The organism is Actinoplanes sp. URMC 104 (genome assembly GCF_051386375.1).
Taxonomy (GTDB): Bacteria; Actinomycetota; Actinomycetes; order Mycobacteriales; family Micromonosporaceae; genus Actinoplanes.
On record NZ_JBPQTO010000002.1, the window covers coordinates 2,290,420 to 2,305,409 of the forward strand.

Sequence of the window (14,990 nt, forward strand, 5' to 3'; positions counted from 1 at the left end):
CTTTGCAGCTCCAACCTCCGGTCCGACGCCGCGCCACGCCTCCGCAGCTCCAACTTCCGGCCCACCGCCACGCCGCGTCTTCGCAGCTCCAACCCCCGGCCCACCGCCGCGCCGCCCTTAGCAGCTCCAACTCTCAGCCATCTACCAGGCGTCTGTCGGGAGCGCCTCCTCCCGGCCATCGGCTGTGCTGCTGTCAGCAGTTCCGGCTCGTCGCGGCAACCAGGCCCGCCCGCCGGCTGAGCATTGCCGCTGGGCCCGGTCTCTTGGGACGCCGCGATCCTCGATCTGCCCTGGCTCCGCACCCAGAGCCGATGCTGAAGCGAGCCACCGTTGCCGTTCGCCGTCGGCAGGACGGCCCAGCCCATGGCGCGCCTGATGCTGAACAACGCGTGCCGACCTCCACGGCCGACCTGGTTGGACGCCAGGTCGTCCTCCGTGGCTTGGCATCGTGCTGTCCACCACGCCTCGCGGAGATACCGGGCGGCCGAGCTCCGATCCGGCCGCTCACCACCCACGCCAGCCAGCCACCACGCCCGGGCTGCGGGCGTGCTTCCGTCAGCTACACCAAACGGCGCCCGTCCGAGCCGGGCGCGGCCGCGGGATCGGCCAGTCGGCTCGCTTGTTCCAGCCACCACCGACGGCGGCAAGAACCTCGAACACGGTGAGCGGGCGGCGATCCTGTGACCGTCCCCGTTGTTCGCCGGGTTCGACCTGGTGGTCGGCGACGGTGACCGGGGACGGCGTTTCCCGATAAAGCACCTGACTCATGCGGCACCGACAGCCCTAACACGTCCGCCCACACTGCATATAACGGACGCACCGCATGTGAACACGGGAGTGCAGGACGCTACGAGTGGCGGCCCGGCGGCGAACACGCCGGGTGACAGTGCCCAACCGCAGACGTGGAGACCCCGGAGCGCGTCGCACAGCCTTTGCTTTCACCGTCCGGCCGAAGGCACACCCGGCGTCCAGCACACGCGGTCACCGATGCGTTCCGCGCACCTTCGGTCATGCCCGAGCAGCCTAACGGCCCAGAAGCATCGACAACCATCCGATGTAGACACGCCGCATCCCGGGACATCGGCACCGCCGGCGCTGGAATGGGGTCGCGCTCTCAGGGCTCGATGTCACTACTCGTCAGGCGTAGTACGAGTCGGCAATCAGCGATGACTCTTCGCGCATCACCGGGAAAGAACCGGCCGATGCCGGGACGCCGAAGATCGGAGCAGCACCTGGCCGCGCGACGGCCCTGTTTCGTAGCCCGTACCTCGAATCGGTCTCGAAAACACTTTTCACGCCTCTTGCCCTCCGGCCGACAGCCCTGCTATCTCCAAGATTCATCAGCGCGGCCATCCGCCCGCGGATGGGTCAGACAATTCTGGCAAAATCTTCAAGCATGTCGAGTCACCGTGGACCCGTCGCCGGTCCACTCCGATCACTCTCCGTTTTCCTCCGGCGACTCGCGGTGCCCAAAGGCGACGGCCACAGGGGTGCCAGTGGTGGCGGCTGAAGCGGTGGCCGTGGTGGCGCCTGCGGCGACTGCCGCGGTGACGGACGGAGCGGTGGCCGCAGTGTTGGCCAAGACGGTGGCCGCAGTGGCGGCTGCAGTGGCGGCCGCAGCTATGACCGGGGCAAAACGCGCGGCGGTCACGAGGAAATGGGTGACGCGGCCGCCACGGTCCACCGAACAGGCTTGACGCGAACAATACCGTCACGTCCCTTTGTTTGATGTATGGAAATTGCGCTCTTTGTGTTGTCAGTCCGCGAGGGCGGGGTAATTCCGCGGTCTTGTCGGATGAAGATGGAACAGGGAACACATTTGATGAAGACCACCAATCTCACCCTCCCCGCCAAATGGCGAGCGGCGTACCGGGCGGCACTGGAGCTCCTCGAGAGCGACCTGCCCTACAACGATCCGCAGGACGCCGCGGCCCGCGCCCGCGTGCAACGCCTTCGCACCGACACGCGCCGGTGGATCCGTGAGCAGAAAGAGCTCGCGGCGGCCGGCGGCCTGTCCCCGGTGCAGACCCTTTTCATCAACCACATCCCCGACAACTGGCGCGAGATAGACCTGCGCCGGCGCCAGCGGCGGCCGTTGCACGGCTGAGGCTCGCCGTAACGGGTTGCCTACGCACCGCATCGGCCGATCGGTCAGCCGAGCCCGCTGCTCGTTCGGTCAGGGCTGCACCAGCGACCGAAGTCGGGCGTCGTCGGCTGCAAGTTCTACAACTTGCAACAAGCGGTTCATCAAGCGAACGGCGCTTCTGGAGGGACAGCACACCCGCAACCGGCAGCGGTGCCGGCGGTGGGCTGGTGGTGCGAACTTCGCGGCGTGAACCAACCGGGGATTCCCGTAGTCCCCCTCGGGAATCCCCGGCCGCAAGGCCGTACGGATGCAGAGCTCGGCGTAGATCAGGTGAACCATGACCGCACCCGGCAATGAATTCCTCATCGTGCTTCTCGGATTGAGCGTGCTGCTGTCGAGCGCCTATGCGTTCGGCCGGATGCACCAGTGGCACAGACGCGGCCGCGAACGCGACGACGCCTACCGCACCGGGTACGACATCGCGTCCCGCTCGATCCTGAGCATGATGGCCGCGAACCAGCAGGCCGCCCAGCCGGCCCCCGCGGACTACCGCGCCCGCCGAGGCGGCCGCCATGCGCGCCTGCACGCCGGCAGTGTCGATCGGCAGGCCGCGTAAAGCCGTACGAAAATGGGTGCCGAGGGAACTCGTACGATACTTTTCCCGGACGCTTCCGACGCCTAGGCTTGAATGCATGCCGATCGGAAACAGTAGCGCCTTGCAGATGATTGTCTACATCGTACTCTCGGTTTTGTGCGCGTACGGCGGCGGGCGTATTCATCAGTGGTACATGCACGGCATGGAAAGAGACCGCGCTTTCCGCGAGGGATACAACCACGGTTTCCACGCGCTCTTTCATCTCGCCGCCCGCGGCAGCCGGCCCGAGCCCGCGGCCGCCGACGAGCGGCCCACTCGCTGAGCCGCGGCGGCACATCAAGCCAAGCGGCAGATCAAGCCCGTTGGCAGATCAAGCCCCGGCGGCAGATCAAACGCTTCGCGACGGCTGTTCATCCTATGTGGCTACTTCGGCGTGTTGCTTGACCGATTTGTCCCTTCCTGCGTGCTTTCCTGATCTTGCACGTGATCCGCTTCACCGGAGGGGTATATCGATGTACAAGACGATGCGCGTCATCATGATGGCCGGCATGGGCCTGCTGGCCGGTCTCACGATCAGCGCCGGCCCGGCGCAGGCTTCCGGCTCGACGACGCAGCCGCAGGCGCAGGCCGGCGGCGGTCACTTCCACGGCCGCTACGAGGTGGTCGGCTACTTCCGCTCGCTGCCGGCCTGCGCGTTCGCCGGCCGCGTCGGCGCCACCCACGACAGGTTCGCCGACTACGACTGCGAGCTGGTCCGTATCGGCCTCCGTCGCGGCGCGTGGGCGCTCAAGGTCGAGCGTGACCTCGGCTGGGCCGGCCACGGCCACGGACACGGCCACGGACACGGCCAGTTCAAGGGCGTCAAGGGCGTGAAGGACGACAACGGCGTCAAGGGCGACAAGAACGACGGCTACGGCAACAAGGGCGACGTCAAGAACGTCAAGGGCGACAAGAACGACGGCTACGGCAACAAGGGCGACGTCAAGGACGTCAAGAACGACGGCTACGGCAACAAGAACGCCGCCGCCGACGACGACGACAAGGACGTCAAGGGCGCCAAGGGCTACTGACCAGCGCCGGTCCAGCAGGCGCGGACGGTGGTCCGCTGAACTGTGCGAGGCTCGCCGGTCATCCCTCCACCGGCAGTCACCACGTCTTTCCTGAAGTTGCCGGGCACGCCGATGGCGTACCCGGCAACTTCTGTCAGGACTTGATGCAGCAGCCTCGGCAGACCTTGGGCTGCGGCAGTGTGAACGCCAGGCAGCAGGTCTTGCGCTGCACGTCGAGCTTGCCGTTGTGGCCCGGCACCAGCTCGATCAGGCCGTCGACGCCCAGCGCCTCGTGCAGCCGGGCGATCGTCTCGGCGGACGGGCCGGGCAGCACGTCGGCGGAACGCAGGACGCCGTAGGCCACACCCGAGGACAGCGAGCCGAGCAGCGTGCGCTTTCCCAGCCGTACGCGGTCGTGGATCGCGTCGAGCAGCGGGTTCAGCTGCTCGTCGATCAGCGAGCGGCGCAGCTCGGCCAGCAGCGCGTCCTCGTCGGGCACGACCCGCACCTGGGGAAGGCCGGCGATCGCGATCGGGTCGCCGGGCAGCACGGCCACCGGAATGTCGGCGCGCAGGCCGAGGGTGACCAGCGGGCGCGGGTCGTCGAAGTGCATGAGCACGTCGCCGGCCGTCAGCAGCGGCACCCGGCGCGCCGAGGCCCAGCCGAGCACGGCCGGGAGCGCCAGCCAGTAGGTGTAGGCCTTCCAGGCCAGCGCGGCCGCGGCGTGCGGCTGGGCGTTCCAGCGGCGGCGGGCGGAGTCGAGCAGCGTGTCCAGGTGGTCGCCGGCGAGGGCGCGCGTGGGCAGCCAGCCGGCGGTGTCGTGGACGAGCAGGTCGGGGGCGACGCCGGGAATGTCCGTGCTCGTGCCGAACATGGCACGCAGCGTGGCCGTCACCGGAGCCAGCGGGTGGGCGGTCGTGACGGTGCGTGCGGCGCGCTCGAGGGCAGTGGTCACCGGCGGCATCCGCCCCGCGGCGGCGTGCACGACCGGGTCACCGCATTCACCTCGTCAAATCAACGTGTCGAGCCAGAGGAGGACACGGTGGCCGATACGCCGCCGTGACGACGACCCACCGTACACCTGTAAGGCTAGGCTAACCAAGCCCGACGTGAGGACGAATACCCTGTGCAAGGGCAACCTAACGGTGGGCGCGCACGTTGCCTGATTCGTCAAGGTATCTGTCGTGTACGCGCTACTAGCACCAACCGGACACCAGCGGCGGCGACACTGGGATTCTCGTCGCGAAGGGGACATCGATGATGACCACCTCGCCCGTCGAGCGGGCCGCTGATCAGTTTGTGACGGCTTTGGCGCACTGGCGGGTCGAGCGCGGCATGAGCAAGAAACAGCTCGCCGCGCGCATGGGGTTCGACCCCTCCTACGTCAGCCACGTGGAAGGCCGCCGACATAAGCCCACCGAGGACTTCGCCCGCCGGGCGGAAGCGGTCCTCGGCGCCGGCGGTGTGATCTGGCAGCGCTTCCAGGAGTACGACGAACTGCGGCACGCCCGCGGCACGACGCTGCACCGGGACCCACCGGTGCCTGTGCAGTGGCTGCCACCCGGCACCGGGCTCATCGTCGAGAGCGAGATCGCCGAGCTGACGTACGCCGACGGCGCCTACCGCTGCCGGGTCCGCCGCGCGCTCTACAACGCCGGATCCGAGCCCGTGACCAGGTACCTCGTGAAGATCGCGGTCGACCGGTACCCGAACGACCCGATCGGCTCGAACCGCCACCACCGCGAGCACCCGCTGACCTTCGACGAGATGGCCTTCGGCGCGTGCGCCGGCGAGGGCGACGCGGTGGAGCCGATGCAGTGGCGGATCAAGCTCGACCGGGACGCGTCCAAGGAGGTGTGGCTGCTCTTCGCCAACGAGCGAGGCCAGTTCGCGCTCTATCCGGGCGAGCGCACGACCATCCAGTACGAGTACCGGATCGGCGTCGAGAAGTGGGGCCAGTGGTTCCAGCGGGCCGTACGGCTGCCCACGCGGCGGCTGACCGTACGTCTGGACTTTCCGGACTCCTTCGACCCGCAGGTCTGGGGTGTCGAGACGTCGCTCGCGGCCGAGGTGCCGGTGCGCACCCCGATGGAGCGGCACGACGAGGGCGGCCGGGCGGTCTTCGAGTGGTCGACCGACGCGCCGCAGCTCAACGCGCGATATCGGCTCGAGTGGCGCTTCCGCGGCGCCGGCGCCCCGGCCTGCCCGGCGCTGGCGCCCGAGAGCAGCAGCAACGGCCAGCCGCGGGCCTCCGGGCAGATGCGCGGCATCGGGATCGTCCAGCGCGGCTCCGAGCTGCTGCGGCAGCGTGCCCGGCACTTTCAGCTGCCGCGCGAGGAGACGGCCGCCCGCGAGGCGGTGTCGGCCCTGCACGCGGCGCTGGCCCGGCTCGAGCAGGTGCACGACTTCACCAAGGGCGTGGGCCTGTCCGCGCCGCAGATCGGCCGGTCCGTGGCGGTCGCCGTGGTGCGGTCCGCCGACCGTGACCGCGAGCCGGTGGTGCTGATCAACCCGCGGATCGTCGGGGAGGGCGCCGAGCGCGACGAGCAGTACGAGGGCTGTCTTTCGTTCTTCGACTATCGCGGCCTGGTGCGGCGCCCGCTGCGCATCGACGTGGAACACGCCCGGTACGACGGCACGCGCGTGGTCTCGCGCTTCGAGCGGGCGATGGCCCGGCTGGTCGCGCATGAGATCGACCACCTCGAGGGGCGGCTGTACGTCGACCGGATGCACGCGGAGTCGCAGCTCGTGCCCGACCACCACCAGAGCGGCAAGCCCTGGGTCTACTGACGCTCAGAAGTCGCTGAAGCTGTCGTACTTGACCCGGATCGAGGGCACCTGCATCTCGGCGAGCGTCTTCAGGGTGGCCTTGACCATGGGACCCGAGCCCGAGACGAAGAAGTCGTGCTCGTTCCACGGGCCGTAGCGCGCGACGACCTCGGAGATGTCGCCGTGCTCACCGGGATAGGTCGGGTCGTCGCTGCAGGCGGTCACCACCGACAGCCACGGGTACCGCGCGGCGAGCCGGTTGAGCTCAGGCAGGTCGTACAGGTCCTCGCGGTTGCGGGCGCCGAAGAAGACGTGGACCCAGCGGGTGCGGTTGTAGCGGGTCAGCTCCTCGAGCAGCGACTTCACCGGCGCCAGGCCCGTGCCGCCCGCCACGAACACGGTGTCGCGTGTGGAGCGCCGGTCGAGCTTCATCGTGCCCATCGGCGCGGCCAGCCGCACCATGTCGCCGACCTCCAGCCGGCGCACGAGCGCGCTGGACACCCAGCCCGCACCCACCGCACGCACATGGAACTCGAGCGTGTTGTCGCGACGCGGGGCGTTGGCGATCGAGTACGTGCGCCACAGCCGCGGCTGGATCCGCGAGCACTCCACGCTCACGTACTGGCCGGCGCGGAACTCGAGCGGCTGCAGCGGCTGCACGGTGAAGACCGCGATGTCCCGGGCCCGCCGCTCGTGGGCGACCACCTCGGCGTACCAGTAGGGCGGGTTGGTGTCCGCCTCCGCGCCCTGCAGCATCCGCGCCGCGATCGTCGCGTACGCGTCGGCCCACGCCTGGTCGTACTCGACGCTCCACTGCTCACCGGCGTACGCCCGCATCGCCTCGATCAGCGAGGTGCCCACCACCTCGTAGTGCTCGGGTTCCACGTGGAACTTGCGGTGGTCGCGGCCGAGCGCGCGCAGATACTCGTCGAACTTCTCGGGATCCTCAAGCGTCTGCACGGCGGTTACGATCGCGTTCAGCAGCCGCGACCGCTGCACGTCCATGTGCACGGGGAACAGCTCGCGCAGATCCGGCCGGGACAGGAACATCCGCGCATAGAAATATCCGGCGACCTTGTCCTGATGCTCCTCGACGAGGGTCCAGCTCTCCTTGAGCAAGCGTCCGAGGTCTCCCATGACTTCAGGGTGCTCAAATGAGTCGGAAAGGCGACGCACGGCACGTGCGACGGACCCCGGCGAGCCGCAACGCTTGCCCTGAATAGTCCGTTTACTCCAAGGCCCGGATCATCCGTCGAGGGACAGCTCCTACAGTTGGCGCGTGACCCTAGAGCGCCGGCAGACCACGCGGCCGATCCTCACCGCCGAGATCATCATCGTGCTGATGCTGTCGCTCGGCCAGAGTGCGATCTACTCGGTGGTCTCGCTGGTCGCCAAGCTGACGGCCGACAAGCCGCTCTCGCAGCAGGCGGCGGTGCTCAACGCGTCCCAGTCGCCGCGGCCGTACCTCGACCTCACCTACCAGCTGCTCGACATCGTCTTCGACCTGATCCCGGTCGCGCTGGCGCTCTACCTGCTGCTGCGCGACCGCATCTCGCCCCGCGACGAACTCGGCCTGTCGGCCGACCGGCAACGCTTCGACTGGGGCTGGGGTGCGTTGCTGGCCGCCTGCATCGGGGTTCCCGGGCTCCTTCTGGTGTACGTCGCCAAGCTGCTCGGCATCAACGCGGAGATCGTGCCGGCGGCCCTGCAGCCGGTGTGGTGGGCGGTGCCCGTACTCGTCCTGTCGGCGATCCAGAACGCCGTGCTCGAGGAGGTCATCGTGGTCGGCTACCTGATGACCCGCCTCAAGCAGTGGGGCATGTCCACGGTCGCGATCATCGCGTGCTCGGCCGTGCTGCGCGGCTCGTACCACCTCTACCAGGGCTTCGGCGCCTTTGTCGGCAACGCGGTGATGGGCGTCGTCTTCGCGCTGTTCTTCCTGCGCTTCAAGCGCGTGACGCCGCTGATCGTCGCCCACACCCTGCTCGACGTGGTGGCCTTCGTCGGGTACGCCGTCCTCCCCGACTCCTGGCTGAGCTGGATCTAACCGCGGTAGTACGCCGTCGCCCGCGCCGCCGTGGTCTGCGCCGAGGAGCCGCTGGTCAGCACCGCCATCAGCATGCTCGTGCCCGGGTAGTAGCGGTTGACCGCCCGCAGCGCGGCCCAGACGGCCGCCTGCGGAGCGATCGTGCGCCCCAGACGCCGGATCGCCTCGCTGAGCCCGCCGGTGCCCGCCTCATGCTCCCGCACAGCCGCCAGCGCCGCCTCCGCCTGCTCGGCCGACTCGTGCACCCGGGTGATCACCAGAAGGTCCACCGCCCGCCGCGGATCCGTCGGATCCAGCCCGCGAGCGGCCGCCAGGTGCAGGATCAGCTCCGCGTCCGTCAGCGCCCTCGTGCCGACCAGAGCGAACGGCGCATACGACCCCGCCAGCGCACCGAACACACTGGTCAACGCCCCGAACCGGATGAACTGCCGGGTCGCCAGCCGGGTCAGCGTCTCCGGGGTGGCCGTCGGATAGGCCGACATCGTGGCGGAGGCCCATTCCCGGGCCCGCGGCCCGATGCTCTCCACCGCCGCCAGCGCCAGCAACTCGGGGGTGTGGGCCGGGTCGGACAGGACCTTCGCCCAGCGATCCGCCGTACGGCTTTCCTTCGCTCCGGCCTCCGACGAGCTCGTCGCGGGCGGTTGGTGGGCCGCCCGCACAGCCGACGCCGGCGCCACTTCTTCGGTCTTCTCGGCCGACGCCGCCTCACCGCCGAGCGCCGTCGTCCTGGCCGGCACCGCCTCACCGACCGGCCCGGCCTTCTTGACGGACGCCGCCTCACCGACCGACCTAGCCTCGGTGCCGGATGCCGCCTCCACCGCGGTTGCGGCTTCCGCTCTGGGCCCAGTCACTGCCTCGGGCGCGGTCTCCGCCTTGGGGGCAGTCTCCGTCTTGGGCGCGGTCTCAGCCTTAGGCGCACTCTCAGCCCTGGGCGCGGTCTCCGCCTTAGGCGCACTCTCCGCCTTGGGCGCGGTCTCAGCCTTGGGCGCGGTCTCAGCCTTGGGCGCGGTCTCAGCCTTGGGCGCGGTCTCCGCCTTGGGCGCGGTCTCCGCCTCAGGCGCACTCTCAGCCTTGGGCGCGGTCTCAGCCTCGGATGCGATCTCCGCCGTGGGTACGGCCTTGGCTGCAGGCGCGGCCTCCGCCTTGGCTGCCGAGGCGACCTTCAGTGCGGGCTGCGCAGCATGTGCTGCCGGTGTTGTCTCGTCAACGGGCGCCGACTCGGTGGGCGCAGCCTCCGCTCCCGGCGCCCGCTCTACCGGAGCTGCAGGCGCAGGGGCCGGAGTCGCCGGCGCGGCTCCCGCTGCCGACGTCCGGGCCTCAACCGGAGGTGTGGGCCCCGGCTTGGGAACAGCTGCAGGCGCGGGCCCCGGCTTCGGAACAGCCGCAGGCGCGGGCCCCGGCTTCGGAACAGCCGCAGACGCGGGCCCCGGCTTGGCAGTCACAGGTGTAGGCCCGGACTTCGCAGCGGCAGGCGTGGGCTCCACCTTCGCAGCGCCAGGCGTCGGCTCCACATTCGCAGCGGCAGGCGTCGGCCCCGGCTTCGCAGCGCCAGGCGTCGGCTCCGCCTTGGCAGCGGCAGGCGTCGGCTCCGGCTTCGCAGCGGCAGGCGTGGGCTCTGCCTTGGCAGCGGCGGCCGTCGGCCCCGGCTTCGGGACGGCCGAAGGCGGGGGCCCCGGCTTGGGGGTGTCCTTCACGACCGGCGTGGCCTTTGCGGCCGCGACCTTCTTAGCCGGGCTGCGCTTCGCCGGCTTGTCCGCCGCTTGCGACGACCCGGCCGCCTCGGACGGAGTGGCGGCCTTGGGCGGCCGCGGCTTACGAGCCGGCTGCTTGCGAGAAGCCTGCCCGGCCTCGGTCGACCCTGTGGCGCGCGTCACGCCTGGTTCTTCGCTCGGTTTGCGGCCCTCCTCGGAGCCCGCCGAATCCCCTCGCGGGTGATTCTCGCCACCGGGCGGCTGGAAGGTCACCGGGGGCGCGGCCTTCTTCTGCCGCCGTGGCACCCGGCCCGGCGGCGTCTCACCGGCCGGCTTCTCGCCTGGCGCGTTGAACGGGGGCCGAGGCGTGCGGGCGCGCCGCTCCGCGGGCGGATTCTCATCCATGCCGCAGCAGCCTAGCCCTCACCGCGGCATTTCTCCTGTTGGGGGAGGGTTCGGCGCGCGGGGTGGCAACCTCTTTGTGCAGCCCCGAGCCGGTCCGGTATCCTCAACCGTCGGTAGCCGTTACAGCTACCGGGGAGACTTCGCCTAGTCTGGTCTATGGCGCCGCACTGCTAATGCGGTTGGGGTTTTAAAGCCCCTCCCGGGTTCGAATCCCGGAGTCTCCGCGTGCAGAGCCGGTGTGTATGCTGGCAAAGCACTGAGCGCCCGTAGCTCAATGGATAGAGCATCTGACTACGGATCAGAAGGTTAGGGGTTCGAGTCCCTTCGGGCGCACAGCATGAATTGGCCGTCACCAGCGTTCCGCTGGTGACGGCCAATTTTATTTGGCGGTACCGCGCTGCTGGCGCTGACCACTACGGTCCTCCCGATCGGCCACCTGCTGCGGACGCTGGAACGGGAACACCTCGGCGTCAAGGAGTAGGTCCGGCTTGACCTTGTGCCTGCTGCAAGGGCCACGCTGGAGTGATGTTGTCGATCAAAGACTTCAGCGAGATGACGCACCTGTCCGCGCAAACACTGCGGTACTACCACGCCGAAGGTCTGCTCGTCCCCGCCCGGGTCGACGAGCAGACCGGCTACCGCTCGTACACCTTCGACCAGGTCGAGCAGGTCATGCTGATCACCGTCCTCCGGCAGGCGGGCCTGAGCGTCCAGCAGGTCAGGAGGGCAGTGGCCGAGCCGGACGTCGCGCCCGCTCTGTTACGCGAGCACACCGCGCAGGTCCAGCGGCAACGCCGAGAACAGGACGAGGCCATCCGAACCGCCCGGGACCTGCTGGAAACACAGCCGGAGCCGTCCGTGCGTCACGTGCCGGCGATGACCGTGGTATCCAGAACGGCACCGGTCACCCCGCTCGGACACGACCGGCAGGAGTGGGACGCGGCCGAGGAGATCCTGACCGCCGCGACCGCGGACCTGATCAAGGTGGTGGAGTCGTGCGGCGCGACGCCGACGGGCACGCCCTGGCGGACTCTGGCTCCCGGGGCCGCTCTGGCTGAAGAGGCACCCTCCTGGCTGGTGCACGTTGCGATCGTCGGCGAGGCGACGACACCGGCAGCCTTACCCACGGACGTCGAGGTGCAGGAGTACAGCGGCGGCGACGAGTTGTCGATCACTATGCCGGGTCGCACCTCGATAGCGAAGTACTGCACGGCGATCAGCCGGCTGTTCACCTACCCGATCGGCGATGCCTTTCCGGACGTCGGTCGGCTGCGTCATCTGGTCCGCGAGGACGGCGTCGAGTTCAGCGCGCCGATCCGCCGCGTCGATCAGTAGCGGCCTTGGGACCGATGTGAGGCGCACCACCCTGCCGCGGAAGGGATCCGTGAAATGTTCGGCTTGGTGCTCGAATGTGCCGAAGGCCCCCGGGGACCCGTCGTTCCTGCGAAGCCGGTGCGCATGCGATTGTGCGAATCAAGTCCCCCTCCGGCCGCCCGCCCGGCTCTCGGGAGACAGCCGTGGTCGCCGGACCGCGCCGGCCCTGCGGGCAGGGGAAGGTCGCACGAAGAGACGGAGCAAGGCATGCAACGACGGGCGCTGCTGGGTCGCGAGGCGGAACGCCGTGCGCTGAGTGGCCTGGTCGAGCAGGCGGCCGCCGGGTCGGGCGGCGCGGTGGTCGTCGTCGGCGCCCCCGGGATCGGCAAGTCAGCGTTGGTCGCCGAGGCGGCGGCACGAGCCGCGGACAGCGGGACCCGCGTGATCACGGCGGTGGGGGTGGAGTCGGAGGAGCACGTGCCCTGTGCCGGTCTTCACCAGCTGGTTCACCAATTGCGGGACGGGATCGACGACCTGCCGGGACCTCAGCGTGCCGCGCTGCGCGCCGCCGTCGGCCTCGTCGACGAGATCGTGCCCGATCTCTACCTTGTCGGCCTGGCCGCGTTGACCCTGCTGTCGGACGCGGCCGCGAAGGCACCCCTGCTGGTGATCGTCGAAGACGCCCATTGGATGGACCGGGCCAGCCTGGATGTGCTCGGGTTCGTCGCACGACGGATCGAGTCCGACCCCCTGGTCCTGGTCGCCGTTACGCGTGCCCTCGACAACCGGCTCGGATGCGCCGGGCTTCCGGTGCTGCACCTGAACCCGCTGACGGACGAGGTGTCAGGTGAGCTGCTGGACGCGGTGGCGCCCAGCCTGGGGCAGCAGGTCCGACGGCGGCTGCTGGAGGAGGCGGCCGGCAATCCGCTGGCGCTGACCGAGTTGCCGGTGGCGCTGCAGTCGGTCGGTGGAGCATACGCGCTCACCCCGGGTCCGCTGCCGCTGACCGAGAGGCTGGAGCGGACATTCACGGCCCGGGTCTCCCGCCTTCCGGTCGATACCCGTGCGGTCCTGCTCCTCGCGGCCCTCAACGGTGACGGGACGATGGACGAGTGCATCGCCGCGGCGACCCGGATGCTGGGGGCGGCGGTCGACATCGTCGCTCTCGGGCCCGCGGTCGGCGCAGGGCTGCTGGAGGCGCAAGGGATGACCTTCCGGCACCCGCTGATCCGTTCGGCGATGCACCACGCCGCGACCGCCGCGGAACGACAGGCCGCGCACGCCGCCCTCGCCTCCGTGCTCCAGGGACAACCCGACCGGCAGGCATGGCACCGTGCTGCCGCCACCGCCGGCCTCAACGAGCGGGCAGCGCGGGACCTGGACTCCACTGCCGACAGGGCCCTGCGGCGGGGCGGTGTCGCCGCGGCGCTGGCCGCGCTGCGGCGGGCGGCGGCGCTGACAGCGGACCCGTCCGCGCGTGCGGACCGATTGCTGCGCGCGGCGGAACTCGCCCTGGAGTCGGGCCAGTCCGAAGTCGTCGCGGATCTACTGGCCCAGGCCGGCTCGCTGGACCTCACGCCTCGGGACCAGGGCCGTGCGGCCTGGGTGGGACTCATTCGCGGCGAGTGGGCGCAGAGCGACGGCACCGCGCCTGCTGAGCTGGCCGAGCTGGCCGTCGAGATTGCCGCCGACGAGCCCTTGCTGGGGTTGCGCATGCTGTGGGGTGCGATCCTGCACTGCTATTACGGGGAGCCGGGGCAGGCCGCACGGCAGCGGGTTGCCGCCGCCGCCGACCGCATGCCCGTGGACGCGGACAACCCATGCTTGGTGGCCTTGCAGGCGTACTGCGCGCCGGTCGAACGCGGGCGAGCCGTCATCGAGTCCCTGGCCCGTCAGCTGGGGCGCTCGTCCGAGGACGCCGAGGGCGATCAGCTCCTCGGCGGTGCCGCGGTGACGATGGGTGCTCCCGCCCTGGCGATCCGGCTGACGGCGAGGCCGTTGGACGCTCTGCGGGCACGGGGGCAGCTGTCGATGCTGGCCCGCGTCCTCTGCACCCAGGCGGGGAGCGCCGCACGCCTCGGTGACGTACGCGCTGGTTCCCTCGCTGCCGAGGAGGCCGCCCGACTGGCCCGCGAGACCGGTCAGCCTCTCGTGCACGCGATGGTGCACGCCATCCGCGCGCAGCTCGCCGCCGTATGCGGCGACGCGCAGGTGGAGGAGTGGGCAGCGAAGGCCGAGCGCGCAGCCCTTCCCGGCGGTGTGCGCCCGGTGCTCGCCATCGTGCAGACGGCCCGCGGGCACGCCGCGCTGTGCCAGGGCCGCTACAGCGACGCATTCGGGCACCTGCGCCGGGTCTTTGACCCGGTCGACCTCACCTTCCACCCCTGGCTGCGCTTCTACGCGGTTGCCGAGCTGGTCGAGGCCGCCGTGCGCAGCGATTCAGCAGAGGCGGCACGCGACATCGTCGAGGAGCTGACCCCCCTCGAGGACCTTTCCCCTTCTCCTGCCCTGCTGTGCGGGCTGCGCCTCGCCCGCGCCCTGCTGAGCTCGCCGGACGCCGCCGAGCCGCTCTACCGGGCGGCCCTGGACGCCGCTCCCGTGGACTGGCCCTTCGAGCGGGCCCGGGTGCACCTCGCCCTGGGCGAGTGGCTGCGGCGGCAGCGCAGGCCCGCGGAGTCGCGCGTCGTCCTGCAGGCGGCGCGCGAAGTGTTCGACGCCCTCGGCGCGTCAGCATGGGCCGAGCGGGCACGGCAGGAGCTGCGCGCCGCGGGCGCGTCGTCCCCTCGGCAGGACCCGGCCGCGGTCGACCAGCTGACGTCGACCGAGCTGCACGTCGCCCAGCTAGCCGCACAAGGGCTGACGAACCGGGAGATCGGCGAGCGGCTGTACGTATCGCCCAGGACGGTCAGCACCCACCTCCAGCGGATGTTCCCCAAGCTGGGCGTGACTGCCCGCGGCGAACTCGCGGCGGTGCTGCGCAGCACAATGACGTACGCCGAAGACGTCGCCTGACGGACGCGGCCGATCCTCCCGG

11 protein-coding genes and 2 tRNA genes are annotated in these 14,990 nt (G+C 70.2%); 10 read left to right on the forward strand and 3 right to left on the reverse strand.

The genetic code is table 11. The features are described from left to right. The first annotated feature begins 1,795 nt into the window (after positions 1–1,795). The 4 genes from ACSNN8_RS11680 to ACSNN8_RS11695 all read left to right on the forward strand — a co-directional run bounded on the left by ACSNN8_RS11680 (position 1,796) and on the right by ACSNN8_RS11695 (position 3,751). Positions 1,796–2,107, forward strand: coding sequence for a hypothetical protein (locus ACSNN8_RS11680; RefSeq protein ID WP_436648719.1), 312 nt, complete (start codon positions 1,796–1,798; stop codon positions 2,105–2,107). Between the two features lie 316 nt (positions 2,108–2,423). Then, the gene (locus ACSNN8_RS11685) at positions 2,424–2,702 is read left to right on the forward strand and encodes a hypothetical protein (RefSeq protein WP_436648721.1); all 279 of its coding nucleotides are present in this window, start codon (positions 2,424–2,426) and stop codon (positions 2,700–2,702) included. A 76-nt stretch (positions 2,703–2,778) separates the two neighbouring features. Next, the gene (locus ACSNN8_RS11690; RefSeq protein WP_436648722.1) at positions 2,779–3,003 is read left to right on the forward strand and encodes a hypothetical protein; all 225 of its coding nucleotides are present in this window, start codon (positions 2,779–2,781) and stop codon (positions 3,001–3,003) included. A 190-nt stretch (positions 3,004–3,193) separates the two neighbouring features. Beyond that, entirely contained in the window at positions 3,194–3,751 is a 558-nt protein-coding gene (locus ACSNN8_RS11695) for a hypothetical protein (RefSeq protein WP_436648725.1), read from the forward strand. A gap of 133 nt (positions 3,752–3,884) precedes the next feature. Here the strand turns inward: ACSNN8_RS11695 and ACSNN8_RS11700 are convergent, their stop codons facing one another. After that, positions 3,885–4,694 carry a hypothetical protein gene (locus ACSNN8_RS11700; RefSeq protein ID WP_436649536.1) on the reverse strand — a complete coding sequence of 270 codons (810 nt, stop codon included), beginning with the start codon at positions 4,692–4,694 and terminating at the stop codon, positions 3,885–3,887. Between the two features lie 296 nt (positions 4,695–4,990). Between ACSNN8_RS11700 and ACSNN8_RS11705 the strand changes: the two genes are divergently transcribed. Further along, positions 4,991–6,520, forward strand: a complete 1,530-nt coding sequence (locus ACSNN8_RS11705; protein WP_436649538.1) for a peptide deformylase — start codon at positions 4,991–4,993, stop codon at positions 6,518–6,520. A gap of 3 nt (positions 6,521–6,523) precedes the next feature. Here the strand turns inward: ACSNN8_RS11705 and ACSNN8_RS11710 are convergent, their stop codons facing one another. After that, entirely contained in the window at positions 6,524–7,636 is a 1,113-nt protein-coding gene (locus tag ACSNN8_RS11710; RefSeq protein WP_436648727.1) for a globin domain-containing protein, read from the reverse strand. A gap of 142 nt (positions 7,637–7,778) precedes the next feature. Between ACSNN8_RS11710 and ACSNN8_RS11715 the strand changes: the two genes are divergently transcribed. Then, complete coding sequence (locus tag ACSNN8_RS11715; RefSeq protein ID WP_436648729.1) at positions 7,779–8,546, forward strand: CPBP family intramembrane glutamic endopeptidase; 768 nt, start codon at positions 7,779–7,781, stop codon at positions 8,544–8,546. Here ACSNN8_RS11715 and ACSNN8_RS11720 read toward each other — a convergent pair. Continuing rightward, entirely contained in the window at positions 8,543–9,364 is an 822-nt protein-coding gene (locus tag ACSNN8_RS11720) for a hypothetical protein (protein WP_436648731.1), read from the reverse strand. The two genes, ACSNN8_RS11715 and ACSNN8_RS11720, sit on opposite strands and share 4 nt — an antisense overlap. A 1,411-nt stretch (positions 9,365–10,775) precedes the next feature. Between ACSNN8_RS11720 and ACSNN8_RS11725 the strand changes: the two genes are divergently transcribed. The 4 genes from ACSNN8_RS11725 (at position 10,776) to ACSNN8_RS11740 (ending at position 14,968) form a co-directional block, all read left to right on the forward strand. Then, positions 10,776–10,866 (forward strand) — tRNA-Ser (locus ACSNN8_RS11725). A gap of 36 nt (positions 10,867–10,902) precedes the next feature. Further along, positions 10,903–10,975: transfer RNA gene (locus ACSNN8_RS11730), tRNA-Arg, on the forward strand. Positions 10,976–11,167: 192 nt separating this feature from the next. Next, positions 11,168–11,977, forward strand: a complete 810-nt coding sequence (locus tag ACSNN8_RS11735; RefSeq protein ID WP_436649540.1) for a MerR family transcriptional regulator — start codon at positions 11,168–11,170, stop codon at positions 11,975–11,977. 246 nt (positions 11,978–12,223) lie between these two features. Then, positions 12,224–14,968, forward strand: coding sequence for an AAA family ATPase (locus ACSNN8_RS11740; RefSeq protein WP_436648733.1), 2,745 nt, complete (start codon positions 12,224–12,226; stop codon positions 14,966–14,968). Positions 14,969–14,990 lie beyond the last annotated feature (22 nt).

Bases quoted from the DNA above. Each gene is read 5' to 3' on its own strand.
- ACSNN8_RS11680 (WP_436648719.1), top strand. From the start codon at position 1,796: ATGAAGATGGAACAGGGAACACATTTGATGAAGACCACCAATCTCACC.
- ACSNN8_RS11685 (WP_436648721.1), top strand. From the start codon at position 2,424: ATGACCGCACCCGGCAATGAATTCCTCATCGTGCTTCTCGGATTGAGC.
- ACSNN8_RS11690 (WP_436648722.1), top strand. From the start codon at position 2,779: ATGCCGATCGGAAACAGTAGCGCCTTGCAGATGATTGTCTACATCGTA.
- ACSNN8_RS11695 (WP_436648725.1), top strand. From the start codon at position 3,194: ATGTACAAGACGATGCGCGTCATCATGATGGCCGGCATGGGCCTGCTG.
- ACSNN8_RS11700 (WP_436649536.1), bottom strand. From the start codon at position 4,694: ATGCCGCCGGTGACCACTGCCCTCGAGCGCGCCGCACGCACCGTCACG.
- ACSNN8_RS11705 (WP_436649538.1), top strand. From the start codon at position 4,991: ATGACCACCTCGCCCGTCGAGCGGGCCGCTGATCAGTTTGTGACGGCT.
- ACSNN8_RS11710 (WP_436648727.1), bottom strand. From the start codon at position 7,636: ATGGGAGACCTCGGACGCTTGCTCAAGGAGAGCTGGACCCTCGTCGAG.
- ACSNN8_RS11735 (WP_436649540.1), top strand. From the start codon at position 11,168: ATGTTGTCGATCAAAGACTTCAGCGAGATGACGCACCTGTCCGCGCAA.
- ACSNN8_RS11740 (WP_436648733.1), top strand. From the start codon at position 12,224: ATGCAACGACGGGCGCTGCTGGGTCGCGAGGCGGAACGCCGTGCGCTG.